The sequence below is a fragment of the Streptomyces sp. NPDC031445 genome, from assembly GCF_055581365.1.
In genome coordinates this window covers 408,812-432,884 of sequence record NZ_JBVIJO010000001.1, presented here as the reverse complement: position 1 = coordinate 432,884, position 24,073 = coordinate 408,812, and the positions used below count along the sequence as shown (strand labels likewise).

Below are 24,073 nucleotides of genomic sequence, written 5' to 3'. Positions count from 1 at the left end.
GCGACGCGCCCGCGGGCCGGAACGGCTACGCGGGCCGGTCCTCGGTCAGCTCACGCAGGGGCCAGCTGCCGTCGACCACCGCGTCCGCCTCGCCCTTGCGTCGCAGGAACGCCTGGAAGTCCGCCGCCCACCGCGCGTACCACTCGATCTGGCTGCGGTGCAGTTCCGCCGGTGCGAGGGACGCTATCTTCGGGTGACGGCCGGCTATCGCGGACGCCAGCCGCGCGGCGGCGAGGGCGTCGGCGGTGGCGTCGTGGGCCGCGCCGAGGACTATGCCGTACTCGGCGCAGACCGCCTCCAGATTCCGTTTGCCGCGGCGGTAGCGGTCCACCCAGCGGTCGATGGTGTAGGGGTCGATGACCGGGGCGGGGTGAGCACCGCCCAGCCGGTCGGTCAGGGACGGCAGACCGTACCGCCGCAGTTCCGCCGCGAGCAGCGTGAGGTCGAAGGCCGCGTTGTAGGCGACGACCGGAACGCCCGTCTTCCAGTACGACACCAGGACGTCGGCGATGGCGTCGGCCACCTGGTCGGCCGGGCGGCCCTCGGCCGTCGCGCGTTCGTTGCTGACGCCGTGCACGGCGACCGCGTCGGCCGGGATCTCCACGCCCGGATCGGCCAGCCATTCCCGGCGCCCCATCGGCTCACCGGCCTTGACCTCGATCACGGTGCCCGTGACGATGCGCGCCTCGCGCGGATCGGTGCCCGTCGTCTCCAGGTCGAAGCCGATCAGCAGCTCCTGGTGCCAGCCCATCGGCGGCCCCCCTTCTTGGTGGTGCTTTCCCCCAGTGGCCTCCACCATCGCACGCGGCACTGACAATCAGACGCCGGCGTTCCGCTTCTCGGCCCCGAACGAGCCCGCGCCCGGCCCGAACCGGTCCGCACCGGACCCGCACCCGGTCCCGGCGATTCAGGACACGGGACGCGAATCGGCCCAAGTCAGCTCGAATTCCTCGCGATACGTCGGGAAGAGACCGACTTCGCCCACATCGTCCGACTTGACCAGCCGGCTGCCGTTGCGCAGCACCAGCACCGGCGACTCCATCCCCCGCGCCCCGCGCAGATAGGACTGCACCACGGCCATGCCGTCGGCGCCGTCGCCGTCCACCAGGTAGGCGGTGAAGCGGGGCGTCTCGTCGTACACCTGGATCTCGAACGCGCCCGGGTCGCGCAGCCGGGACCGCACCCGGCGCATGTGCAGGATGTTCATCTCGACCGAGCGGCTGAGTTCGCCCCGTTTCATCCCGAGTTCGCGTTCGCGGCGCTTGACCGAGCTGGAGGCCGGGTTGAGGAAGAGCAGCCGCACCCGGCAGCCGCTCTCGGCGAGCCGGACCAGGCGCCGCCCGGAGAAGTTCTGCACCAGCAGGTTGAGGCCGATGCCGATGGCGTCGAGCCTGCGGGCGCCGCCGAAGATGTCCTCGGCCGGAAACCGGCGCAGCAGCCGCACCCGGTCGGCGTGGACGGCGACGACGTCGGCGTACCGGTCGCCGACCAGGTCCTCGACCGCGTCGACGGGCAGCCGGCGCGCCGAGGGGACGTCACCGCCCGCGCCGAGCATCTCCAGCAGCCGCGCGGAGGCCCGCTCGGCCTGGCTGAGGACCGCTTCGGACAGGGCCCGGTTGCGGGAGACGACGTTGCGGGTCACCTCCAGCTCGTCCAGGGCGAGTTCGAGGTCCCGACGCTCGTCGAAGTACGGTTCGAAGCACGGCCAGTGCTGGACCACCAGCTCGCGCAGCTGGGGCAGGGTGAGGAAGCTGAGCACGTTGTCGTCGGCCGGGTCGAGCAAGTAGCCCTTGCGGCGGCTGACTTCGCGGACGGCGACCGCGCGCTGCACCCACTCCTGCCCGGCCGGGCCGGCCGCGGCCACCACCCACTCGTCGCCGTGGACCGGTTCGTAGATCGGCCGCAGCACGGCCGCCACGACCGCGCGCAGCCGCTGTTCGACGAGGTTCAGCCAGATGTAGGCCCGGCCGGCCCGCTGGGCGCGGGTGCGCACCTCGCGCCAGGCGTCGGCGTCCCAGTCCAGCTCCGGACCGATGGAACCCGCGTCCATCGGCCGGGCCAGGGACACCGCGCCGGGCGGGACGTCTGTGGAGTTTCCCTCGTGACCCTCGTCACCAGGAGGCAGCTCCAGCCCTCCCGAGCCCACCCGTGCACCGCCTTCCGCTCCCCCGGGCCTTTCCCGTCTCAACGATCAAGGAAGGGTACTCCGCGAGCGGTCGGCGGTGCAGCCGGATGGACAGGTCGGTTTCCCGTCCGCTGTGCTCAACTACGCCATTCCCAGTGTCCGTTCTGCCATGCCAGGTCCTTGGGAGTGAGCGGATTCATAGCCGTGACGTCCCGCGGGGCGATGGAGAAGCCCTGCCAGTGCACCGGCATGGGCTGCTGGTCCTCGTCCCGGGCGATGTGGTGGAAACCGACGTTCACCCAGACCACGGGGTGCGTGAGGGTCTGGCCGCCCACCCACTTGTCCACGGACTTCGGGTGACCGCTCGCGCACGTCGGGTTGTTGCTGGCGAACAGCTCGCACTTGTCGTACTCGGTGACGTACATGTCGTGCTTGGTGAAGCTGCGTCCCGGATACCTGGTGGTCGGCCCGGGCACCAGCTCGTACGAGCGGGCGTGGCCGTCCTTGTTCTTGCCGGTGGCGCTGACCACCCGCCACCAGCGGTAGGTCTTGTAGTCGCCCGCGAGTTCCTTGCCGACCTTGGTGCGGGTGGTCCTGGCGGTCGGGCCCTCCCGCCCGGCGGGGGCGCTGACGGTGGAGTCGTACTGCTCGACCTTCGTCTTCGACGAGCCGTCGAGGCCGAAGTCGAGCCGCCAGAAGACGTTGTGGCTGTGGCTGGTCGCGTAGTCCCGGGCGCCCTTGCCGATGGGCCAGCCGCGTCCGTCCTGGGCGTTGTAGTCCTCGAAGGAGAGGCTGCCGGTCGCGCCGACGTTCATGTTGATCGTGCCGTCGTCCTGGAAGCGCCACTCGGTGATGTACTCGTACCAGCCGACCTGGTTGACCGTGTAGACCAGCAGGTCCTTGCCCTGCTGCTGGTAGGTCTTGCCGGACTGGAAGAGGTCGTGCATCCGGTAGGCGTGGCCACGCGAACGGGTGGTCGTGCACAGGCCCTTGACGTTCGGGTGGCTCGGGTCGCCGTCCGGGACCTTGACGGTCTTGATGGTGCCGCCGGGGCACTCGCCGGGCGACAGATCCATCAGTTCCTGGGCGAAGTCCTGGCCCGTGAGGTCGTAGTACTCGTGCTTCCCGTCGTCGTACGGGACATGGATCTGGCCGAGTCTGGCGCTGTTGAGGACCTTGATCGGCTTGGCCTCGCCCTTGGGCTGGTAGGAGATGTTCTCCAGGACGAGGCCGGCCTTGCTGTCGTAGCGCCAGCACATCCGCCAGGCCGTGCCGGTGGTCAGCTTCTGTTCGATCGTGTAGGCGGCGCTGCAGCCGGGGACCGCCGCGGCGGGCGCGGTCTGCGGCCGGGCCGCGGCCGGGCCGGCGAGCGTCGTCGCGCCGGCGGCCAGCGCGGCCAGGGACAATCCGACGGCCGCGGCCGTGCGGGCGGCGCGGCCGGTGACTCGCGGCCGGACCGCGCCGGACAGGTGCTTCTCGGGCATGAAGAGGTGACTCCCTTACCGGAGGTACGGGTCTGTGGGTCGGGCGGCGGCCGGTCAGCCGCGGTCGAGCGCGGCGGTCTTGCGGGCGCTCAGGTCGATCACGAGGTCCCTCGTGTCGATCCACGGCCCGTTGCGGACCTTGGAGAACAGCCGCACGCACCGGTGGACGCCGCACGTGTCGAGCACCGCGGGCTGGGCGCCCGGCGAGGCCTCGTAGATCCCGCCGCTGAGCTCCAGCTGGTCCGGCGAGGTGAGGTCCTTGCCGGTGGCGTCCTTGTAGTCCGCCTTGAGGCCCGCGCCCAGCGGGCTCGCGATCAGGATCCGGGCCGCCTCGGCGTTCTCGGCGCGGCTCGGCGGCGGCTGGACGCCCTGCTGGGTGCCGCTCCGTTCGACCTTCCCGGTCCTCAGGTTGACCGTCCTGGTGACGAGCGTGTCGTTCCGGTAGTCGTAGAAGGTGACGTCGGCGCGGCGTGGTGCGTCCGGGTCGTCCGCCTCGGCGGCCTCCGGCTCGGCGAGGTCGACGCTCAGCCGCTGCGGTCCGCGGTCGCCGTCGACGTCCCGGGCGGTGGCCGAAAGCCGGCCCGCCGCGGCGATCTGCCCGACCCGTCGCAGCTCGTCGTCGGTGAGCGGGTCACGGCCCGTGCCCTGCTTCTCCTCCGCCGGCGCCGGCTCCACGACGCCGGGCGGTGCGGCGTCCGGGTCCTGCCCGGCCTGCCGTGCGGCCCGCGTGCCTCCGCCCGCCCCTGCGGAGTCGTCCGCGCCCGCCGTGCCCGGCAGGGTGACCGCCACCATCGCGGCGGTCCCCGCCGCCGCGAGGGCCGCACCGGTCAGTACTTTGCCCAGATGGCGGTGGACTGTCTCACGCACATTCTCCCCCTACTCCCCCCTGGTCCCCGGGAGTACGTATCTGCCCCGCTGGTTCGGCGCACGGCGGGTACCAGAACCGCCGAGCGCACTGGTCACTTGATAAGAGGGCATGCGAGCCACGGGAGGTTGCCTCACTTTCGGACGAGACTCGGGGCCGACGCGGCCCCCGGCGGACGGCACACCTGGGAGAGTCGTATCCATGCAGGTCTGGCCTGGCGAGGCGTATCCGCTCGGCGCCACCTATGACGGCGCCGGAACCAACTTCGCGGTCTTCACGGAGGCCGCTGACCGAGTAGAGCTGTGTCTGCTGCACGACGACGGCTCGGAGACGGCGGTGGAACTGCGCGAAAGCGACGCGTTCGTGCGGCACGCGTACGTGCCGGGCGTGATGCCCGGACAGCGGTACGGGTTCCGGGTGCACGGACCGTACGACCCCGGACGGGGACTGCGCTGCAACTCCGCGAAACTGCTGCTCGACCCGTACGCGAAGGCGATCAGCGGGTCGGTCCGGTGGGGCGAGGAGGTGTACGGCTACCACTTCGGCGAGCCCGAGAGGCGCAACGACCTGGACTCGGCGCCGCACACCATGACCTCGGTGGTGATCAACCCCTACTTCGACTGGGGTGACGACCGCCCGCCGCGCACCGAGTACCACCACACGGTGATCTACGAGGCCCACGTCAAGGGCCTGACCATGCGTCACCCCGGGCTGCCGGAGGAGCTGCGCGGCACCTACGCGGGCCTCGCCCACCCGGCGATCATCGAGCACCTGACCAAGCTCGGGGTGACGGCGATCGAGCTGATGCCCGTGCACCAGTTCGTGAACGACCACCGGCTGGTCGACATGGGCCTGAACAACTACTGGGGTTACAACACCATCGGCTTCTTCGCCCCGCACAACGCGTACGCCTCCTGGGGCGACCGCGGCCAGCAGGTGCTGGAGTTCAAGTCGGCGGTCCGGGCGCTGCACGAGGCCGGGATCGAGGTCATCCTGGACGTGGTCTACAACCACACCGCCGAGGGCAACCACCTGGGTCCGACGCTGTCCTTCAAGGGCATCGACAATCCGTCGTACTACCGGCTGACGGAGGATCCGCGCTACTACATGGACACCACGGGCACCGGGAACTCGCTGCTCATGCGGTCCCCGCACGTGCTCCAGCTGATCATGGACTCGCTGCGGTACTGGGTGACCGACATGCACGTCGACGGCTTCCGCTTCGACCTCGCGGCGACCCTCGCCCGGCAGTTCCACGAGGTGGACCGGCTGTCGTCGTTCTTCGACCTGGTGCAGCAGGACCCCGTGGTCTCCCAGGTGAAGCTGATCGCCGAACCGTGGGACGTGGGCGAGGGCGGCTACCAGGTGGGCAACTTCCCGCCGCTGTGGACCGAGTGGAACGGCAAGTACCGGGACACGGTCCGGGACCTGTGGCGGGGCGAGCCGCGCACGCTCGCGGAGTTCGCCTCCCGGCTGACCGGCTCCTCCGACCTGTACCAGGACGACGGCCGCCGTCCGCTGGCCTCGATCAACTTCGTCACCTGCCACGACGGCTTCACGCTGCACGACCTGGTCTCGTACAACGACAAGCACAACGACGCCAACGGCGAGGACAACCGGGACGGCGAGAGCCACAACCGGTCGTGGAACTGCGGCGCGGAGGGCGAGACGGGCGACCCGGAGGTGCTGGGGCTGCGCGCACGGCAGATGCGGAACTTCATCGCCACGCTGATGCTGTCCCAGGGCGTGCCGATGATCAGCCACGGCGACGAGTTCGCGCGCACCCAGCGCGGCAACAACAACGCCTACTGCCAGGACAACGAGCTGTCCTGGCTGGACTGGCCGGAGTCCCTGGAGAGCGATCTGCTGGAGTTCACGCGGGCGATGGTGTGGCTGCGCCGCGACCATCCCGTCCTGCGCCGGCGCCGCTTCTTCCACGGCCGTCCGGTGGAGGGCACCCACGACGAGCTGTCCGACATCGCCTGGTTCACCCCCGAGGGCGGCGAGATGACCCAGCAGGACTGGGACTCGGCGCAGGCGTCCGCGCTGACCGTGTTCCTGAACGGCAACGCCATCTCCGAGCCCGACCCCCGCGGGGAGCGCATCACCGACGACTCCTTCCTGCTGATGTTCAACGCCTCCGCCGAGCCGCTGGACTTCCTGGTGCCGGTCGACCACGGCCGTCAGTGGCAGGTGGTCGTGGACACGGCCCGCCCGGAAGGGGTGCCGCCGGGAGCGGGCGCGAAGGTGGCGGCCGGCGACCGCATCACCCTGCCGGACCGCAGCCTGACGGTGCTGCAAAGGCCGGCCTAGGGCCCGCGAGGGTCGCGCACCGCGGGGAGCCGTTCCGACGCGCGCGTAGGGGTGTCGCCGCTGCCTACGCGCGCGTGGGGGTCGTCTCGGCGGCCCCCGCGTGCGGTGCCGGGCGGTGCGCGCATCGCTCGGCCCGCGCTCCCCGGTCTGGCAGCCGCCGGCCCGCCAGTCGTCGGCCCTCCAGTCGTCGGTCTGGCAGCCGTCGGTCCGGCCGGGGTGCTCGGCCGTCCGGCGTACCACGCGGGCACCGCGCTCCGCCGCCCCCGCTTCCCCGGCCGCCCGGCGTCCGGAACCGGACACGCGCGCGTGATCCGGGCAGAGGTCGATGACACGAAAGACGGCGAGCGGGGTACGTAGGTTCCCATGACTTCTGCGCGACCCGGACCGAAGGTGCCCACGGCCACCTACCGGCTGCAGCTCCAGCCCGCCTTCCCGTTCGCCGCCGCCGAAGCGGCCGTACCGTACCTGGCGTCGCTCGGCGTCTCGCACCTGCACCTGTCCCCCGTCCTGGAGGCCGTCCCGGGCTCCGTGCACGGTTACGACGTCGTCGACCACACGCGCGTGCGCGCGGAGCTGGGCGGCGAGGAGGGGCTGCGTGCGCTGGCGCGCACGGCGCGCGAGCACGGCCTCGGCCTGGTGGTGGACATCGTGCCGAACCACATGGCGATGGCCCCCCGGCACAACCCCGCCCTCTGGGAGGTGCTGCGCGAGGGGCCCGGATCGCCGTACGCGCGCTGGTTCGACATCGACTGGGAGGCGCAGGGCGGCCGGGTGCTGCTGCCGGTGCTCGGCGGCCCGGTCGGCTCGGAACTGGCGCACCTGGTGGCCGACGGCGACGTGCTGCGCTACCACGACCACGTCTTCCCGCTCCGCCCCGGCACCGAGCACCTGCCGCTGCCCCGGCTGCTGGACGCCCAGTGGTACCGCCCGGTGTGGTGGCGGCTGGCCCGCACGGAGCTGAACTACCGGCGCTTCTTCAGCATCTCGGAGCTGATCGGGGTGCGGGTGGAGGACCCGGAGGTGTTCGACGCCACCCACGGCACGATCCTGCGGCTGCTGTCGGAGGGCGTGTTCGACGGGCTGCGCATCGACCATCCCGACGGGCTCGCCGACCCCGACGGCTATCTCGCGCGGCTGCACGAGGTGACCGGCGGGCGCTGGACGGTCGTGGAGAAGATCCTGGCCGACGACGAGCACCTGCCGGGCTCCTGGCCCGTCGCGGGGACCACGGGCTACGACGCCCTGCGGCACGTCGACGGCCTGTTCACGGACCGCACCGGGGCGTACGAACTGCTCGGCCGCTACCGGGCGTTCGCGGCGCCGCAGACGGACCGGGGCGGCAACTGGGAGGCGACGGTGCGGCGGGCCGCGTACAAGGTGCTCACGCACGAGCTGGCCACCGAGACCGACCGGCTCACCCGGGTGGCGGCCCGGCTGTGCGCCGCCTCGCCCGACCTGTCGCTGCGCGACCGCGCGCCCTGGGCGCTGCGGACGGCCGTGGAGGAGCTGCTGGTCCGGATGCGCGTCTACCGGCCGTACGCCTCCGGTGACGCGTCCGCCGTGATCACCGAGGGAGCCGCCGAGGAGGCCCGGCTGGCCTTCGTGGTGCCCGAGGAGGCGGAGGCCGTCGGCGTCGTGCGCCGGCTGCTGGTCGAGCCGCCCGGTGACCCGTCGGCGCCGGACCACGCCGACCGGGTGGAGTTCCGCACCCGGTTCGCGCAGACCGCGTCGGCGCTGCGCGCCAAGTCGGTGGAGGACACGGCGTTCTACCGCTACGTGCCGCTGCTGTCGGCGACCGAGGTGGGCGGCGATCCGGGCAGTCCGGGCGTGTACCCGGAGGACTTCCACGCGTACTGCGCGCGCGTGCAGCGCGACTGGCCGCTCACCGGCACGGTCGTCTCCACGCACGACACCAAGCGCAGCGCGGACGTGCGCGCCGCGCTGGCCGTGCTCACCGAGTGCCCGGCCCGCTGGGCGGAACTGCTCGCCGAGGTGACCCTGCCCGAGGAGGGCGCGCCGGACGGACAGCTGGCCTGGGCCGCCTGGCAGACGGTCTTCGGGCTGGGGCCGGCCGAGGAGGAACGGGTCCAGCAGGCGCTGCTCAAGCACGTGCGCGAGGCGGGCATGTACACCAGCTGGACGGAACAGGAACCGCCGTACGAGGAGGCGGTGGCGTCCTTCGTCGCCGCCGGGCCGTGCGGGCCGCCCGGCGAGCGCGTGGCGGCGTTCCGGAAGGCGTTGGAGCCGTACGTGCGGGCCAACGTCCTCGGCACCGCGCTGGTCCACCTGACGATGCCGGGGGTGCCGGACGTGTACCAGGGCACGGAGGGCGAGTACCGGGCACTGGTGGACCCGGACAACCGGCGGCCGGTGGCGTTCCCGCCGGAGGCGCCCGGCGAGAAGGACGCGCTGACGGCGGCGGCGCTGCGGCTGCGCGCCCGGCGCCCGGACGCCTTCGGCGCGGACGCGTCGTACGAGCCGCTGACGGCCGAGGGCCCGGCGGCGGACCACTGCGTGGCGTTCGCCCGCTCCGGATCGGTGGTCACGGCGGTGACCCGGCTGTCCCTGCGGCTCTCGGAGGCGGGCGGCTGGCGGGACACCCGTCTCCCGCTCCCGCCGGGCCGCTGGGCGGATGTCCTCGCCCCGGGCCGGGAGTTCACCGGCGAGGCGCCCCTGGCGGAACTCCTGGACCACCTGCCGGTGGCCCTGCTGGAACGGGTGGCGGAGGACTGAGGACGCCGGGACGCGACCGGCGGACGGTGGTGCGGGACCGCGGGCGGCAGGGCGCACGGCCTCTCGGCCGGCCGAACCGCTGCCGCGTGGACCAGCCGGCCCGGCGCACCACCGCCCGGGCCGGTCACCCGGCACACCGCTGTACGGCGCGCTGCTTCCCGCGCCCCGTCAGGCCTCGGGCGGCTCGCAGACCTCGTCCGGGCCGTGGGGGCCCGGGGGCGGCCAGGCCGCGCGCAGGAGGTCCACGAAGGCCGCGGCGGCGCCCGTGGGCGGCACGCGCGCGTAGACGGTCAGGGGGCGTCTCCAGGGCGGGTCGGGCGTGAGGACCACGCAGTCCTCGCCGACGGCCCCCCGCACGATGTGGGCGGGCGCGGCGCACACCCCGACGCCGGCGGCGGCCATGCGGACGGCCGTCGAGGTGTGCTCGGTCCACACCGCGGTCCGGGGCCGGAACCCGGCGTTCGCGCAGGCCCGGTCGAGGAAGCGTTCGCCGTGCACGACGGGTTCCATGGCGCAGCGGATCCAGGCGTGGTCGGCGAGTTCCGGGAGCGTGACCGTCGTACGCCCCGCGAGCCGGTCGTCGAAGGGCACGACGAGGACGACCTCCTCCTCGCCGACGGGCACGACGGTGCCGGGCCGCCCGGAGGGCTCGGGGCCGATGGCGAGGTCGGCGGTGCCGCGCTGCACCGCCTCCTCCAGGGCCTCGGCGGTGGCGTACTCGTGCAGGCGCAGCAGGACGTGGGGGTGGGCCGCGCGCCAGCGGGCGAAGACGTCGGGCAGGGTGCCGACCGCGATGGAGTGCAGGGCCGCGACGTGCAGCTCGCCGCCCTCGGCGCCGGCGGTGGCGCGGGCCGCGCGGCGGGCCTGGGCGGCGCTGCGGACGGCGAGTTCGGCGTGCGGCAGGAAGGCACGGCCCATCGGGGTGAGGCGCACCCCCCGGGGCAGGCGCTCCAGCAGGGCGCCGCCGACCGACTGCTCCAGTGCCTTGATCTGGTGCGAGAGCGCGGGCTGGGTGACGTGCAGGGCGTCCGCCGCGCGCGTGAAGGACGCTTCCTGGACGACCGTCACGAAGTACTCCATCTGGCGCAGGCTCACGTCCCCGGACCTCTCCCCGTTCTGCCATGAAGATCGTGCATGGAGTCCACAAGAACATTGCCTTGGACTCATGACAAGGGGTGGACGGAGGGTGGATGCCATGACCATCGACACGGGCATCAATACATCCGACGTGATCGTCGTCGGCGGCGGCACCGGCGGTTACAGCACCGCTCTGCGCGCCGCCGGCCTGGGCCTGGACGTCATCCTCGTCGAACGCGACAAGGTCGGCGGAACGTGCCTGCACCGCGGGTGCGTCCCCAGCAAGGCGATGCTGCACGCCGCCGAACTGGTCGACGGGATCGCCGAGGCACGCGAGCGCTGGGGCGTGAAGGCGACCGTGGACTCCGTCGACTGGGGCGCCCTGGTGGCCACCCGGGACGACATCGTGGCGCGCAACCACAAAGGGGTCGAGGCGCACCTCGCACACGCGGGCGTGCGGGTGGTGCGCGGCAGCGCGCGGCTGACCGGAGCGCGCACGGTGCGGGTGGAGAGCACGGGTACGGACCATACGCGGGGCGCGCATACCGAAGGTGCGCCGGGCGTGCGGGATCTCACCGCGCGCCGCGCACTGGTTCTCGCGACCGGCTCCCGCCCGCGCACGCTCCCTGGGCTCGATCCGGACGGACGGCGCGTGGTGACGAGCGACGACGCCCTGTTCGCGCCGGGGCTCCCGGCATCGGTCCTGGTGCTCGGCGGGGGCGCGATCGGGGTGGAGTACGCCTCTTTCCACCGGTCCATGGGCGCCGAGGTCACCCTGGTGGAGGCCGCCGACCGGATCGTGCCGCTGGAGGACGCCGACGTCGCCCGGCACCTCACGCGCGGTCTGAAGAGGCGCGGCATCGACGTGCAGGCGGGGGCGCGGCTGCTGGACGCGGAGCTGCTGGAGAACGGCGTACGCGCGCGCGTGCGGACCGCGCGGGGAGAGACCCGGACGCTGACGGCGGAGCGGCTGCTGGTGGCCGTCGGCCGGGCCCCCGTCACCGAGGGCCTGGGCCTGGACGCGGCCGGGCTGACGACGGACGAGCGGGGGTTCGTCGTACCGCAGGACTGGCGCCGGCTGGAGACGGCCGTGCCGGGCGTCCACGTCGTCGGCGACCTGCTCCCGCCGCCCTCCCTCGGCCTCGCCCACGCCTCCTTCGCGGAAGGGCTGCTGGTGGCGGAGACCGTGGCCGGTCTCGAGTCGCCTCCGGTCGACTACGCGGCCGTGCCCCGGGTGACGTACTCCTCGCCGCAGACCGCTTCGGTGGGCCTGGGCGAGGCCGAGGCACGCGCGCGTGGGCACGAGGTCGACGTCAACACGATGCCGCTGACCGCCGTCGCCAAGGGGATGGTGCACGGCCAGGGCGGCATGGTGAAGGTCGTGGCGGAGGCCGGCGGCGGGCAGGTGCTCGGGGTTCACCTGGTCGGCCCGAACGTGTCGGAGATGATCGCCGAGGGCCAGCTGATCGTCGGCTGGGACGCCGAACCCTCCGACGTGGCCCGGCACGTGCACGCGCACCCCACCCTGTCGGAGGCGGTGGGCGAGGTGTTCCTGACGCTCGCGGGACGCGGCCTGCACCAGCAGTGAACCCACGGAACGCGGGGGCGCGGGCCGGGCGGGCCACCGCGTCCGGGCGCTGCCGGGAGCCCGCTCCGCCCGATGCTTGACAGTTCACCCTTCGCGTGCGGGACTGGGAGGTGCGAAGCCGGGCGGACAAGTCGGGGGTGAGTCCTCTGCCGGAGCTGCGCTATCCCAGCGTTCCCGAACTGGTCGCCGCCGCTCAGGCGTTGGCGGCTCAGGAACCCGGGCTGTGCGCGCTGCGCCAGGTGGGCCTCTCACGCGCGGGAAGACCCTTGCACCTGCTGTCGGTGGGGCACGCCCGCCGCGCGGTGCTCGTGGTGGCGGGCGCGCACGCCAACGAGCCGACGGGCGGCTCCACCCTGCGGGTCCTCGCCGAAAGGGTGCTGGCGGAACGCGAGTTGCGCACGGACACCTCCTGGCACTTCCTGCTGTGCGCGGACCCGGACGGCGCGAGTCTGCACGTCACCCCGGCGCCGCGCAGCCTGCTCGAGTACCACCTCGGCTTCTACCGGCCCACGGGCGCGGAGCAGCCGGAGTGGTCGCCGTCGGTGCTGCCGCCGGACCGGCTGCCGCCCGAGACCCGGACGCTGACCGGGGTCATAGACGAACTGCGCCCGTACCTCCAGGTGACCTTGCACGGCACCGATCTGGGCGGCAGCTGGGTGCAGTTGACCAAGGACGTGCCGGGCCTGGCCGAGCCGTTCGCCAAGTCCGCGGCGGAGCTGCACATCCCGGTGGAGACGGGGGCCTCGGACGCGGCGGGCTGGCCGGCCTCCGGTCCCGGGGTGCATGTGATGCCCGGCCCGGAGACGGGCGTGGCCTACCCGAGCCTGCCGGACGACGCCCGGCACAGCACCTGGTACCACGCGCACCGGTACGGGGGTCTGACGGCCGTGGTGGAGGTGCCGATGTGGGCCAGCGACCTGGTGGACGACCCGGCGCCGCACCCGGCGCCGGCGGCGGCCATGCGGCGCCTGGCCACGCGGCTGCTGCGGGACTCCCGGGAGGTCGAGCGGATCCTCGCCGAGGCGCTGCCCCGGCTGGAGGGCGTGGACGGGCCGCTGCTGCGGGCGGCGCGGTGGGCGCTGGAGCTGATCCCGGGCCTCGCGGAGGACTGGACCCACACGTCCCCGGCGGGCACGACAATGGCGTACGTCGGCAGTGTCGACGCGTTCGGCCGGCGGCTGCCGCTGCGGGCCGCGGCGATGCTGCTGCGGGTGCTGCGGGAGGCGGACGACCGGGCGGCGCCGCGCCTGGAACAGCTCGTGGCCACCTGGTGCGACGCCTTCGCAGAACGGTTCCGGGCCCGCTGGGTGCCGTTGGAGCACCAGGTGGAGCACCAGTCCCGGACGGTACTGGTGGCGGCGCAGCAGGCCCGCGACCGGGCGGCGTGAGCCGAGGACGGCGCGGGTACGCGGAGCCGGTGCTTGGGGAGGGCGCGCCCAGCCGGCGTGCCGAACGCACCCGCGTGCCGGCTCACGCACTCCAGCGCGCCCCCTGCTCGTCGCCCCGCCCGTCAGCCGTCCAGGGCGAACACCGATCCCGTCCGCGCCCGCATCACACACGCGCTGGTGTACGTGTCCTGGAAGTCGACCGGCCGCCCGTCCCACCGCCCGCGCGCGCGGACCGTCACCGGGGCGAAGATCATCGGGCAGAAGACATGCCTGGCCGGGATGCGCTCGATGGCACCGCCGGCGGCGGCCAGTTCCGCGCAGGCCTCGGACGCGCGCGCGTGTCCCTGGGGCGGTTCGCACAGCAGCAGCGTGCCGCGGGTGTCGCTGGACCGGGCGTCGCCCTTGGTGACCGTGAGGTAGAGCCAGTTGCCCGGGAGGGCGTCACGGGAGGCCGCCTGGGCCGGCCCCGCGGTGAGGAGGCCGGCCGCGGTCAGCAGGGCGCCGGCCGCCGCTGCCGCTCTGGTGATGTACGTCATGCCCGTTGCATCGGCACGGCGGCCCGCCTTCCGCAGTGCGGCTCACCCGATCGGCACCGCACGCGCGCGTGGCTGCGCGTCCGTTCGAACGGGACCGGCCGGGCGGGGCTCAGCTCGCCGCGAGCCGGAACGCCATCCTGCCGAAGGCGACCTGGTCGCCCTCGCGGACGGCGACCGCCCCGATCACCCGGCGGCCGTTGACGGTGGTGCCGTTGGTCGAGCCCAGGTCCCTGAGGACCCACAGGCCGCCCTGGTGGCGGAGTTCGGCGTGCACGCGGGAGACGGTCTCGTGGTTCAGGCGCAGCCCGTTCGCCGGGTCGCGGCCGATGCGCAGCGGATGGGTGTGCGCCGGGTGCGGCAGTTGCAGCTTGGGCAGCCGCTCGGCCTGCCAGGCCCGCCGCAGCCGCACCGTGAACCCGGAGACGGCCTCCACGGAGCCGAGGAGCGCGCGGGAGAAGCGGTTGTCCCGGGGCAGGTCGGCGACGAGGGCGGCGAGTTCGTCGGAGCGGCGCGCGGCGAGCGCGAGTTCCATGCGGCGCACGAACGTGTCGTGCGAGAGCCGGCCCATGGCGACGCCGTCGCGCAGCACCCGCAGCGCCTGGTCGCGCTCCGCGTCGGACAGGCGCGCGGGATAGGTGGAGAACTCGAAGGACGACGTCACGCTGGTGATTGTCGGGCAGTGAACCCCGGGTGTCCAGAATCCGGGGAATCGGTGCCGGTCCGTGGGTACTTCCGCGACACCTCGCGGCAAAGGGCCGATTCGAGAGCGGATTGATCGTCCGGGGCGGCACGATGGAGACGCGGGACATCACGGTGAACAGACGAAGGGGAACCGTCCGTGCAGTTCGAGGTGTGGGCACCGCAGGCAGACCGAGTGACGCTCCATTGCGAGGGCACCACGCGCGCGTTGGCGCGCGATCCCGCGCGCGGGGGGTGGTGGACGGGCGAGGCGGAGGCCGGGGACGGCGCCCGGTACGGGTTCGCGCTGGACGACGGCCCGGTGCTGCCCGACCCGCGCTCGCGCCGCCAGCCGGACGGCCCGGACGGGTTGAGCGCGGTCGTGGACCACGAGCGGTACGCGTGGCGGGCGCGGTGGGCGGGGCGCGGGCTGCCGGGCGCGGTGCTGTACGAGCTGCACGTGGGCACGTACACCCGGGAGGGCACCCTGGACGCCGCCGCCACCCGCCTGGACCACCTGGTGGAACTGGGCGTGACGCACGTGGAGTTGATGCCGCTGTGTCCCTTCCCGGGGCGGCACGGCTGGGGCTACGAGGGCGTGTCGCTGTGGGCGGTGCACGAGCCGTACGGCGGCCCGGAGGCCCTGAAGCGCTTCGTGGACCGGGCGCACGAGCTGGGTCTGGGCGTCGTCCTGGACGTCGTGCACAACCACTTGGGGCCCTCGGGGAACCATCTGCCGCGGTTCGGGCCGTACTTCACGGACACGCACACCACGCCGTGGGGTTCGGCGGTGAACCTGGACGCGCCCGGCTCGGACGAGGTCCGCGCCTTCCTGCTGGGCAGCGCGCTGGCATGGCTGCGGGACTACCGGATCGACGGTCTGCGGCTGGACGCGGTGCACGCGCTGTACGACACGCGCGCGTGCCACTTCCTGGAGGAGCTGTCGGCGGCGGTCGACGGCCTCGCCGAGGAGGTGGGCAGGCCGCTGTTCCTGATCGCCGAGTCGGACATGAACAACCCGCGCCTCATCACCCCGCGCGCGGAGAACGGCCTCGGACTGCACGCGCAGTGGAACGACGACTTCCACCACGCCCTGCACACCGCGCTGACCGGCGAGTCGCAGGGCTACTACGCCGACTTCGCGCGCGATCCGTTCGCGGCGCTCGCCAAGACGCTCACGGGCGGCTGGTTCCACGACGGCACGTACTCCAGCTTCCGGGGCCGCCGTCACGGCCGGCCGCTGGACCGCGCGCGCGTAGCCGGGCACCGGCTGCTCGGCTACAGCCAGACCCACGACCAGGTCGGCAACCGCGCCCAGGGCGACCGGCTCTCCGCGCACCTCTCCCCCGGTCTGCTGGCCTGTGCCGCCGCGCTGACCCTGACCGCCCCGTTCACGCCGATGCTGTTCATGGGCGAGGAGTGGGCGGCCGGCACGCCCTGGCAGTTCTTCACCGACCACACCGACCCGGAGCTGGCCGAGGCGGTACGGCGGGGCAGGCGGCGGGAGTTCGCCGCGCACGGGTGGGCCGAGGAGGACGTGCCCGACCCGCAGGACCCGGCGACGCGCGAGCGGTCCTGCCTGGACTGGTCGGAGCCGGAACGCGAGCCGCACGCGCGCGTGCTGGCCTGGTACCGGCAGCTGATCGCGCTGCGCCACGCCCAGCCCGACCTCACCGACCCGGACCTCGCCGACACGAAGGTCGCGTACGACGAGGACGCCCGCTGGCTGGCCTTCCGGCGCGGCGACGTACGGGTGGCGGTGAACCTGGGCAAGGAGCCGGTGGCGATCCCGCTGGGCACCGGCCGGGTGGAGGTCCTCGCGGCCTGGGACCCGGTCGGGACGCCGGGCCCGGACGGGCTGCTCCAGGTGCCCGGGGAGTCGTGCGTGGTGCTCACCCAGCCCTGAGAACCGGTGCCGGCACGGCCCTGAGGGGCCCTCGCGGCCCCGTCAGGGCTCCGGCTCGTCCTCCTGGAGGTCAGTCACCCGCTCCAGCAGGATCGGCTCCCAGGCGCGCCGCAGCTGGGTCCGCAGCAGGGGCAGGGAACCGGCCGTACGGCCTTCCAGGCGGTCGGTGAGGCGGATGACGGTGTCGCAGCGGGCCAGCCACAGGCCGCGCAGACAGGGGCGGGCGCCGTAGCCGGCGAGGGTGGCGGCGCGCACGGCCGGCGGGGAACCGACGGCGAGGGCGAGCCCGGCGATGTCCTCGGCGGGGTCGCCGAGGGACGCCGCGGTCCAGTCCAGGATGCCGCGCACCCGTCCGTCGGCGCTGACCAGCACGTGCGCGCCGGTCAGCCCGTGGTGGGTGAGGACGGCGGAACCGGGCTGCGCGGTGAGCTGGGCCGCGCCGGGCGGGGTCAGCTGGTGCAGCCGGGCCGGGTCGAACTCGTCGGCCGCGGCGAGCCGTTCGGCCGCGTGGACGGCCATCCGGCGCAGCGCCTCCAGCGAGCGCGGCGCGGTGCGCGGCACGCCGAGCGCCTCGGCCTGGCGGGCCGGCACCGTGCGCAGTCCGCCGAGCAGCCCGGCGAGGTCGGCCTCCCCGACGGCGGAGACGTCGTACTCGTCGGCCGTGCCGCCGGGCACCCGGGTGTCGAGGGTGTAGGCGAGGCCGGGCGCCCACTCGCCGTGCGCGACGCTGGCCGGGACGGCGACGGGCAGCTGCGGGCGGACCAGCTCGCGCAGGCGCAGTTCACGGCGGCGGCGGACGGAGGCCTCGCGGTCGGGCGCGAGGCGCAGCACATGCCGGCTGCCGACCCACCAGGTGTGCTCGCGGTCCTCCGTCACGGGCCGCACGGCGGGTCCCCCCGTGCCGTCGCCGCCCTCCTCGAGCAGCGAGCGGACCAGTCTGCGGACGGTGTCCGCGGTGGGTGTCGGTGCCTGGATCATGGGTCGCGCGTCGCCGTTCCGGGTGTCGTCGGACGTTCTCTCCTCGGGTCCCTCAGTCCACTATGACCATCTCACGGGTGGTGTTGTTGAGGCGGCGCCCGCCGTCGCCGGTGACCGTGACGATGTCCTCGATGCGCACCCCGAAGCGGCCGGGCAGGTAGACGCCGGGCTCCACGGAGAAGCACATGCCGGGCACGAGCGGCTGTTCCTCGCCCTCGATCATGTACGGCGGTTCGTGCGTGGTGACGCCGATGCCGTGGCCGGTGCGGTGGATGAAGTACTCGCCGTAGCCGGCGTCCGTGATCACCGCGCGGGCGGCGCGGTCGACCTCCTGGCAGGCCGCGCCCGGGCGTACGGCCTGGAAACCGGCCTCCTGGGCGGCGCGCACCACGTCGTGGACCCGGCGCTCCTCCTCGGTCGGCTCGCCGACGTGGACGGTGCGGGTGGTGTCGGAGCCGTAGCCGTCCTTCAGGCCGCCGAAGTCGAGGACGACCATGTCGCCGGGCCGGATGACGCGGTCGCCGACCTCGTGGTGGGGGTTGGCGCCGTTCGGGCCGGAGCCGACGATCGTGAAGTCGACCTGGGAGTGGCCGAAGCGGCGCAGCAGGCCGGCGAGGTCCCGGCCGACGTCGGACTCGCGGCGGCCGGCGAAGGGGACCTTCCGGATCTCCTCGAACGCCAGGTCGGCGGCGGCGCCCGCGGCCGCCAGGAGTTCCAGTTCGGCCGCGTCCTTCACGGCGCGCAGCATGGGCAGGGCGTCGGTGAGGGAGGCGTAGGAGGTGCCGGGCAGGGCCCGCTGGAGGCCCAGCAGGTGCATCGCCCAGGTGTTGTCGCTGATGCCGAACCGGCCGCGGCCGTCGAGGAGACCGGCGGTGACGGCGTAGGGGTCCTTGCCGTCGGTCCAGTCGCGCAGGGTCAGCGCGGCGGCACCGGCGGCCCGCTCGGCGTCCGGGGCCTCCAGGGCGGGCACGACGAGCACGGGGTCCCGGCCGGGCACGAGGACGAGCACGGTCAGCCGCTCCGTGACCGCTGTGGGCGTGTAGCCGGTCAGCCACACCATGTCCGGTCCCGGCGCCACGAGCAGCCCCGCGAGGCCGGCGTCCCCGGCGGAGCGCACGGCACGCTCCATGCGGGCCCTGTGGTCGGCGGCGGTGAAGGGCGCGGGCGTACTACCGGTCATCCGGGCCTCCGGCGCGGGTGGGGAAACGGGGCGTTGGCGTCTCGGGCAGCATCCTGCCCGCCCGCACGGACCCACGCGAGCCGGTCCCGCGGACCGGCGTCCCGCAGTACGTCGAGAGGGCACTCGGCATGGGTCCATGATGACCTGGGGGACGGATGGTGACCAGGGGGTTTCCCGGGGTGACCGCCGTTCCGCGGCGATGGTGGGGCGGGACCGGGTCAGATCACCACCCCTGGGGTCACCGCCAACTGCTGGTAGGCGCCGCTCGCGTGGCGCACGGTGAGGAGCACCGTCTTGCCGGGGCGGGCCCGCCGCACGGCCCGGGCCAGGTCGGCGGCGGAGTCCACCCGGGCCTCGCCCCACTGGAGCACGACGTCCCCGCGGACCAGGCCCGCCGCGTAGCCGGGGCCGGGCACGTGCACGCCCACGACCAGGGCGCCCACCTCCTGCGCGTCGACGGCCTCCACGCCCAGGGCGACCCCGGGCGCGGCGGCGGCGGGCGCGGGCGTGGCCCTGGCGGGGGGCGCCGGTGCGGGCGGCGGGGCCTGGTGCCGCAGCTCGGCGAGTCTGCTCATGCCGATCACCGTGGCGCCGACCGTGCCGACGCCGACGCCGCAGAGCACCAGCACGATTGCGGCGCACAGGCCGCACAGCAGGGTCCGCACCCGCCGCCCGCGCCGGGGCGCGGCGTGCGGGTGACGGGCGGGGTCCGGGGTGTCGGCCTCCCGCCGGTCCTGACCGGGCATGGGCTTGGGACGCAACACAGTCTGTTCCATGGTTCGCTCGCCTCCGGCTGGTGCTCTACCCGGGGCGGCGGGCCGTGACGAGACACGAAAGGATGAGACTGCGCGGAGGGTGACGGCGGGTAGTACTAGCCGTCACGCCCGCGTGCGCGGCGCACCCTTCCGGCCCGTCCGCTCAGCCCGTGTGGCCCTCGCCGTGGCCGCCGTGCGCCCCTCCGTGGTCGAACTTCAGGGCCTCGGGCGGCATGACGACGAAGGGCCGCATCATGCCCATGTCCTCGTGCTCCAGCAGGTGGCAGTGGTACATGAACCGTCCGTACGCGCCGTCGAAGCGGCCCATGACCCGCAGCATCTGGTCGCCCGGCACCCGGAAGACGTCCTTGAGGCCCCGCTCGTTGGGCGCGAGCGGTATCTGCCGGCCGGCGTCGTACCGGATCGGCGTGCGGGTGCCGCCCACCGCCGGGTCGAAGCCGGAGACGTCGTACGCGTCCCGGCCCAGCAGCTGGAAGTCGGCCAGGTGGATGTGCATGGGGTGCACGATGGGCGCGAGGTTGAGGAAGCTCCACTGCTCGTGGCTGCCCTCGCCGATCGTGAAGCCGAGCCCGTCGTTGAACGTCCGCGCGGTGCGCCGGTACGTCCTGGTGGTGCCGTCGGGTCCGGTGACCTGGACGATGCCCTCGGCCGGGAACGTCAGGCCGTCCGGGTCCTCGACCTCGGTCATCTCCCAGATCTCGGGGTGGCCGCCGGCCCCCTTGGCGGCGGGCGGGGTGAGCAGCACGAGCCGGTGGCCGTGCGGGGTGTCGTGGGTGAGGCGGCGGAAGGAGCCGGAGAGCACCTCGGGCAGTTCGAAGGTGTCCTCGGCGCAGCCCTCCCGGACCCGGAACTCCAGCACGGCGGGACAGGGCACGTCCCCGGCCGGGTCGGGCACCCCCGCCGGCTGGTTGGGGCCCTTGTTCACCAGGCGCAGGGTGCGGCCCTCCAGCCCGCGGAAGTCCACCAGCAGGTCGAACCGCTCGGCCGGCGCGGCGGTCAGGGCCGGCAGCTCCGCGTCGAAGTCGACCGGCACCGGGCGCGGCAGCAGTCCGCCGTCGCTGCCGATCTGGTGGACGATCCCCGGCACCGGCTGGTCGTCCTCGTCGATGAGGACCAGTTCGAAGATGCGCGCGTTGGAGGCGTTGACCAGCCGGAACCGGTGCCACGCCGGGTCCACGTCGGCGTACGGCCAGATGCGGCCGTTGACCGTGGTGTACGGGCCGGTGAAGGGCAGGGAGACCGGCTTGCCCGTTTCCGGGTTGCGCTGCTGGACGATCACCGTCTTGTGCAGGAGCCGGCCGTTGAGGCGGCCGTCCTCGTCGGTGTCGAGGTTGCGGTCGGCGACGACGAGCGGGATCTCCCGCTCGCCGGACGGCAGCCGCAGGGCGTCCTCCTCGTCGTCGCGGACGAGGTAGGTGCCGTACAGGCCCGCCATCACGTTCCACCGGGTGATGTTCATGGCGTGGTCGTGGTACCACCACTGCACCGCCTGGTGGTCGTTCGGGTACTCCGACAGCTGGGCGTCGCCGTGGCCGACGGCGTTGTCCGCCCAGCCGTCGTTGCCGCCGCCGGTCTGCGCGCCGTGCAGATGGGTCACCGACCAGGCGGGCAGGGCGGCGACGTCCTTGTTCGGCTCGGCGCCCTCGCGGCCGGGCTCGGTGGTGGCCTGCGGGCGGCCGTCCGTGCGCAGCGGCACCTCCACCGAGGTGACCGGGTGCTCGCCGTCCTTGGGAATGCGGTTGGTCCAGGCGATGCGGACGCGCTGTCCCCGGCGCACCTCGATGGTCGGGCCCGGCACGTGTCCGTCGTAGCCCCACATCAGGGTCGGCGGCAGTTGCGGGTGCAGGCGCACCCAGGTCGGGCGCAGGGCGATCTCCGTCTCGCGCAGGACGTCGTCCGCGGCGGGCCGCAGGACCGGCGGGACGGTCAACGGCGCCATGTAAGGCGTCAGTTGGCGGCCCGCCGGTGCCTGCTCGCCCGTGGTCCGTACGGTGAGCCTCTCGATGGTCTCGGTCAAGGTCGAACACCCCCGTGTGTTCTGGCTCTGTTGTTCCCCTTGCTCCCCAAGACTCCCGAGGACTGACCGAAGTTCCCTGAATGCCCCATTCCGTACGCGGAGATTCCGCGACCGTCAGAGGAGCGACCGTCAGCCGAGCGACAGGACGGGCGCGCGGCCGGGCAGGAAGCCGTGGGCGCGGCGGCCGAGCCATGCGGCCTTGTACCGGTCGACCTCCCGGTGCCAGTTGAGGATGCCGGACAGCCAGTTGCGCAGGTCCTGCACATAGGCGTCCATGAGCGTCCGGGCCTCGGCCGACAGTTCGAAGTCGTCGTACAGCACCGGGAGTTCGTGGGCGGTCACATGCTCGAACTGCTGCATGCGCTGGGTCATCAGGTCGTGGACGACGCCGAGCGCGGCCGGATAGTCCATGCCGAAGAAGTTCTGCACGACCAGGATCGAGTTGTGGATCTCGCCCTCGTACTCGATCTCCTTCTGGTAGGAGAAGACGTCGTTGAGGAGACAGGCGTAGTCGATGGCGGCGTTCTCCAGGGAGCGCACCGGACCGCTGGCGTAGACCTCGGCGGGGATCGCCGGGCCGTTGCCCATCCGGCACAGGCTCAGGGTGAGGTCCGAGCCGAAGGTGGAGCGCCGCATCTCCAGGTAGTCGACCGGGTCGGGGATGCGGTTCTGCAGCTGGTTGGAGAGTTCCCAGACCCAGCTCTCGGTCATCTTGTCCACGGACGTCTTGAGGGTGCGCCGCTGGCCGGCGGTCATCCCGGCCGTGGTGCGCGTCCACAGGTCGATCAGCGCGCGTTCCATGGCGTCGGCGGGAACGACCGTCGGCGCGCCCTCCACCGGCATGCACTGCGAGAGGCGGGCCGTGGTCAGCCGGGCGGCGGCGAGGTCCCGGCGGTGGCCGTACACCAGGGGGTAGTAGTCGTCGCCGTAGGTTCCCCAGGCGAGCCACTGCGCGCTGAGGTCGAGGGCCTCGGGGGTGGCGTCCGGGTCCAGCCCGGCGGAGCACAGCGCGAGGTCGTAGGCGGCGAGCTTGTCCTCGTCCCAGACGCCCTCCTGGAGGATGCCCATCCCGTGGCACCAGTCGACGAGGTTGCCGCGGGCCCGGTCCAGGTGGGGGCTGAGCTGGAGCTCGAAGGGCATGTAGAGGTCGGGGATGCGGGACGGGCCGACCTTCTGGTAGGGCACGTGGGAGTAGGCGCGCAGCCGGTCCTGCGCGGCCGAGGCGAGCAGTGCGCCGACGTCGGCGGCGGAGGTGCCGGGGCCGTTCGGCGCGTGCCAGGGCGAGCTGGGGCGCGCGCCCTTGTTCATGTAGCGGCTGGAGCGCATGTGCCATTCGTGGCCGCCGGACTGCCAGTCCTGGAGTCCCTTGGTGTAGGCGGCGACCGCGGTGGCCTCGGCGGGCGTGAGGCCCTTCTCCAGGGCGACGGCGGGGACCTCGGTGAGCGCGGTGTGCTCGAACTGGTGCAGCCGTGAGGTGAGGACGTCGTTGACGGTGTCCGCGGCCTCCTGGGTGGTGCAGCCGAAGAACTTCTCCAGGACCAGCACGCCGTTGCTGTTCTCGCCCTCGTCCTCGACCTCGCGCTGGTAGGAGAACAGGTCGTTGCGCAGGTGGACGGCGTCGGAGAAGGTCTCCATGAGGACCCGCAGCGGCCGGGTGCCGGCGACGGCGGCGGGCACCTCCGCGGTCGCGTACTCCACGAGCCCCGCCGACCAGGGGGCGCCGCCGACCTTGCGGCGCATCTCGATGTACTCGACGGGGTTGGCGACGCGCCCCTCGTTGATGTTGGACAGTTCCCACATCGACTCGTTGAGCAGGTGCTCGGTGGCGACGGAGAAGCGGCGGCGCCAGTCCACGGACATCGACGGCACCGTCCGCGCCCACAGGTCCTTCAGGCCGGCCTCCACCGGGTTCTCCGGCTCCGGCACGGGGGCGCCGGGGTCGAGCGGCATGAACAGCGGCAGGCGGTCCAGGTGGGCCTTGCCGGCGGCCCGGTCCGGGGTGCGCTTGTACATGTCCAGGAAGTGGTCGTCGAAGAAGAACACCCACACGTACCAGTCGGTGATCAGCGAGAGGGCGGGTCCGTCGCAGTCGGGATGGGTGTAGGCGCACAGGAGGCCGTAGTCGTGCGCCTCCAGGTCGGCCTGGTCCCAGATCCCGGAGCCCTCCAGCATGCCCATGTCGCGTGCCCAGCGGGTGGAGTGGGCCCGGGCCTCGTCCAGGTGCGGGTTGAGCCGCGCGGGATACGGCATGTAGAAGTGCGGGAGTTCGAACGGCTGCGTCATGGCCGGGCCCTACCCGTGGCCCCGGACGCCCATCCGTCCGGCGGCACATGATCACACCATCGCGTGAACCGCTCGGAAAACCTGGAACTCCGGTGGGCGGTTGTGGCGTTGGGTCCCTTGCCGGGTCCGCGCGCGCGGGCCACGGT

Annotated in this window: 17 protein-coding genes; 5 read left to right on the top strand and 12 right to left on the bottom strand. The window is 73.3% G+C overall.

What is annotated here, in order from left to right:
- Positions 1 to 25 precede the first annotated feature (25 nt).
- The 4 genes from ACZ5DC_RS01710 to ACZ5DC_RS01695 form a co-directional block, all read right to left on the bottom strand.
- Positions 26 to 751, bottom strand: a complete 726-nt coding sequence (locus tag ACZ5DC_RS01710; RefSeq protein ID WP_468648330.1) for an exonuclease domain-containing protein — start codon at positions 749 to 751, stop codon at positions 26 to 28.
- A gap of 156 nt (positions 752 to 907) precedes the next feature.
- A complete protein-coding gene (locus ACZ5DC_RS01705) occupies positions 908 to 2,146 on the bottom strand; it encodes an SAV2148 family HEPN domain-containing protein (protein ID WP_366748123.1) in 1,239 nt (412 codons plus the stop codon).
- Between the two features lie 116 nt (positions 2,147 to 2,262).
- On the bottom strand, positions 2,263 to 3,609 hold the full coding sequence (locus ACZ5DC_RS01700; RefSeq protein ID WP_468648328.1) for a copper amine oxidase: 1,347 nt from the start codon (positions 3,607 to 3,609) through the stop codon (positions 2,263 to 2,265).
- A 54-nt stretch (positions 3,610 to 3,663) separates the two neighbouring features.
- On the bottom strand, positions 3,664 to 4,476 hold the full coding sequence (locus ACZ5DC_RS01695; protein ID WP_468648326.1) for a Tat pathway signal sequence domain protein: 813 nt from the start codon (positions 4,474 to 4,476) through the stop codon (positions 3,664 to 3,666).
- A 199-nt stretch (positions 4,477 to 4,675) separates the two neighbouring features.
- Here ACZ5DC_RS01695 and glgX point away from each other — a divergent pair, with 199 nt between their 5' ends.
- Entirely contained in the window at positions 4,676 to 6,787 is a 2,112-nt protein-coding gene (gene glgX, locus ACZ5DC_RS01690) for a glycogen debranching protein GlgX (RefSeq protein WP_468648324.1), read from the top strand.
- 363 nt (positions 6,788 to 7,150) lie between these two features.
- Positions 7,151 to 9,520, top strand: coding sequence for a malto-oligosyltrehalose synthase (treY, locus tag ACZ5DC_RS01685; RefSeq protein ID WP_468648322.1), 2,370 nt, complete (start codon positions 7,151 to 7,153; stop codon positions 9,518 to 9,520).
- A 168-nt stretch (positions 9,521 to 9,688) separates the two neighbouring features.
- Here the strand turns inward: treY and ACZ5DC_RS01680 are convergent, their stop codons facing one another.
- Positions 9,689 to 10,615 carry a LysR family transcriptional regulator gene (locus ACZ5DC_RS01680; RefSeq protein ID WP_468648320.1) on the bottom strand — a complete coding sequence of 309 codons (927 nt, stop codon included), beginning with the start codon at positions 10,613 to 10,615 and terminating at the stop codon, positions 9,689 to 9,691.
- Between the two features lie 100 nt (positions 10,616 to 10,715).
- On the opposite strand from ACZ5DC_RS01680, the gene lpdA reads away from it, so the two are divergent.
- Both lpdA and ACZ5DC_RS01670 read left to right on the top strand, forming a co-directional pair.
- Complete coding sequence (lpdA, locus tag ACZ5DC_RS01675) at positions 10,716 to 12,185, top strand: dihydrolipoyl dehydrogenase (protein ID WP_468648318.1); 1,470 nt, start codon at positions 10,716 to 10,718, stop codon at positions 12,183 to 12,185.
- A gap of 137 nt (positions 12,186 to 12,322) precedes the next feature.
- Positions 12,323 to 13,573, top strand: a complete 1,251-nt coding sequence (locus ACZ5DC_RS01670) for a M14 family zinc carboxypeptidase (RefSeq protein WP_468648316.1) — start codon at positions 12,323 to 12,325, stop codon at positions 13,571 to 13,573.
- A 122-nt stretch (positions 13,574 to 13,695) separates the two neighbouring features.
- On the opposite strand, the gene ACZ5DC_RS01665 is transcribed toward ACZ5DC_RS01670, so the two are convergent.
- Positions 13,696 to 14,109 carry an SSI family serine proteinase inhibitor gene (locus tag ACZ5DC_RS01665; protein WP_468648314.1) on the bottom strand — a complete coding sequence of 138 codons (414 nt, stop codon included), beginning with the start codon at positions 14,107 to 14,109 and terminating at the stop codon, positions 13,696 to 13,698.
- 109 nt (positions 14,110 to 14,218) lie between these two features.
- On the bottom strand, positions 14,219 to 14,770 hold the full coding sequence (locus ACZ5DC_RS01660) for an FHA domain-containing protein (RefSeq protein ID WP_468648312.1): 552 nt from the start codon (positions 14,768 to 14,770) through the stop codon (positions 14,219 to 14,221).
- Between the two features lie 177 nt (positions 14,771 to 14,947).
- Between ACZ5DC_RS01660 and treZ the strand changes: the two genes are divergently transcribed.
- The gene (treZ, locus tag ACZ5DC_RS01655) at positions 14,948 to 16,693 is read left to right on the top strand and encodes a malto-oligosyltrehalose trehalohydrolase (protein WP_468648310.1); all 1,746 of its coding nucleotides are present in this window, start codon (positions 14,948 to 14,950) and stop codon (positions 16,691 to 16,693) included.
- Positions 16,694 to 16,735: 42 nt separating this feature from the next.
- Here the strand turns inward: treZ and ACZ5DC_RS01650 are convergent, their stop codons facing one another.
- The 5 genes from ACZ5DC_RS01650 to cyc2 form a co-directional block, all read right to left on the bottom strand.
- Positions 16,736 to 17,671 carry a phosphotransferase gene (locus tag ACZ5DC_RS01650; RefSeq protein ID WP_468648308.1) on the bottom strand — a complete coding sequence of 312 codons (936 nt, stop codon included), beginning with the start codon at positions 17,669 to 17,671 and terminating at the stop codon, positions 16,736 to 16,738.
- Between the two features lie 52 nt (positions 17,672 to 17,723).
- Positions 17,724 to 18,851, bottom strand: a complete 1,128-nt coding sequence (locus ACZ5DC_RS01645; RefSeq protein ID WP_468648306.1) for an aminopeptidase P family protein — start codon at positions 18,849 to 18,851, stop codon at positions 17,724 to 17,726.
- Positions 18,852 to 19,069: 218 nt separating this feature from the next.
- On the bottom strand, positions 19,070 to 19,627 hold the full coding sequence (locus tag ACZ5DC_RS01640; RefSeq protein WP_468648304.1) for a PDZ domain-containing protein: 558 nt from the start codon (positions 19,625 to 19,627) through the stop codon (positions 19,070 to 19,072).
- Between the two features lie 142 nt (positions 19,628 to 19,769).
- Positions 19,770 to 21,644 carry an O-aminophenol oxidase PhsA gene (gene phsA, locus ACZ5DC_RS01635; protein ID WP_468648302.1) on the bottom strand — a complete coding sequence of 625 codons (1,875 nt, stop codon included), beginning with the start codon at positions 21,642 to 21,644 and terminating at the stop codon, positions 19,770 to 19,772.
- Between the two features lie 129 nt (positions 21,645 to 21,773).
- On the bottom strand, positions 21,774 to 23,927 hold the full coding sequence (gene cyc2, locus ACZ5DC_RS01630) for a germacradienol/geosmin synthase Cyc2 (RefSeq protein ID WP_468648300.1): 2,154 nt from the start codon (positions 23,925 to 23,927) through the stop codon (positions 21,774 to 21,776).
- Between the last annotated feature and the right edge of the window lie 146 nt (positions 23,928 to 24,073).

Bases quoted from the DNA above. Each gene is read 5' to 3' on its own strand.
- ACZ5DC_RS01710 (WP_468648330.1), bottom strand. From the start codon at position 751: ATGGGCTGGCACCAGGAGCTGCTGATCGGCTTCGACCTGGAGACGACG.
- ACZ5DC_RS01700 (WP_468648328.1), bottom strand. From the start codon at position 3,609: ATGCCCGAGAAGCACCTGTCCGGCGCGGTCCGGCCGCGAGTCACCGGC.
- glgX (WP_468648324.1), top strand. From the start codon at position 4,676: ATGCAGGTCTGGCCTGGCGAGGCGTATCCGCTCGGCGCCACCTATGAC.
- treY (WP_468648322.1), top strand. From the start codon at position 7,151: ATGACTTCTGCGCGACCCGGACCGAAGGTGCCCACGGCCACCTACCGG.
- lpdA (WP_468648318.1), top strand. From the start codon at position 10,716: ATGACCATCGACACGGGCATCAATACATCCGACGTGATCGTCGTCGGC.
- ACZ5DC_RS01665 (WP_468648314.1), bottom strand. From the start codon at position 14,109: ATGACGTACATCACCAGAGCGGCAGCGGCGGCCGGCGCCCTGCTGACC.
- ACZ5DC_RS01650 (WP_468648308.1), bottom strand. From the start codon at position 17,671: ATGATCCAGGCACCGACACCCACCGCGGACACCGTCCGCAGACTGGTC.
- ACZ5DC_RS01645 (WP_468648306.1), bottom strand. From the start codon at position 18,851: ATGACCGGTAGTACGCCCGCGCCCTTCACCGCCGCCGACCACAGGGCC.
- ACZ5DC_RS01640 (WP_468648304.1), bottom strand. From the start codon at position 19,627: ATGGAACAGACTGTGTTGCGTCCCAAGCCCATGCCCGGTCAGGACCGG.
- cyc2 (WP_468648300.1), bottom strand. From the start codon at position 23,927: ATGACGCAGCCGTTCGAACTCCCGCACTTCTACATGCCGTATCCCGCG.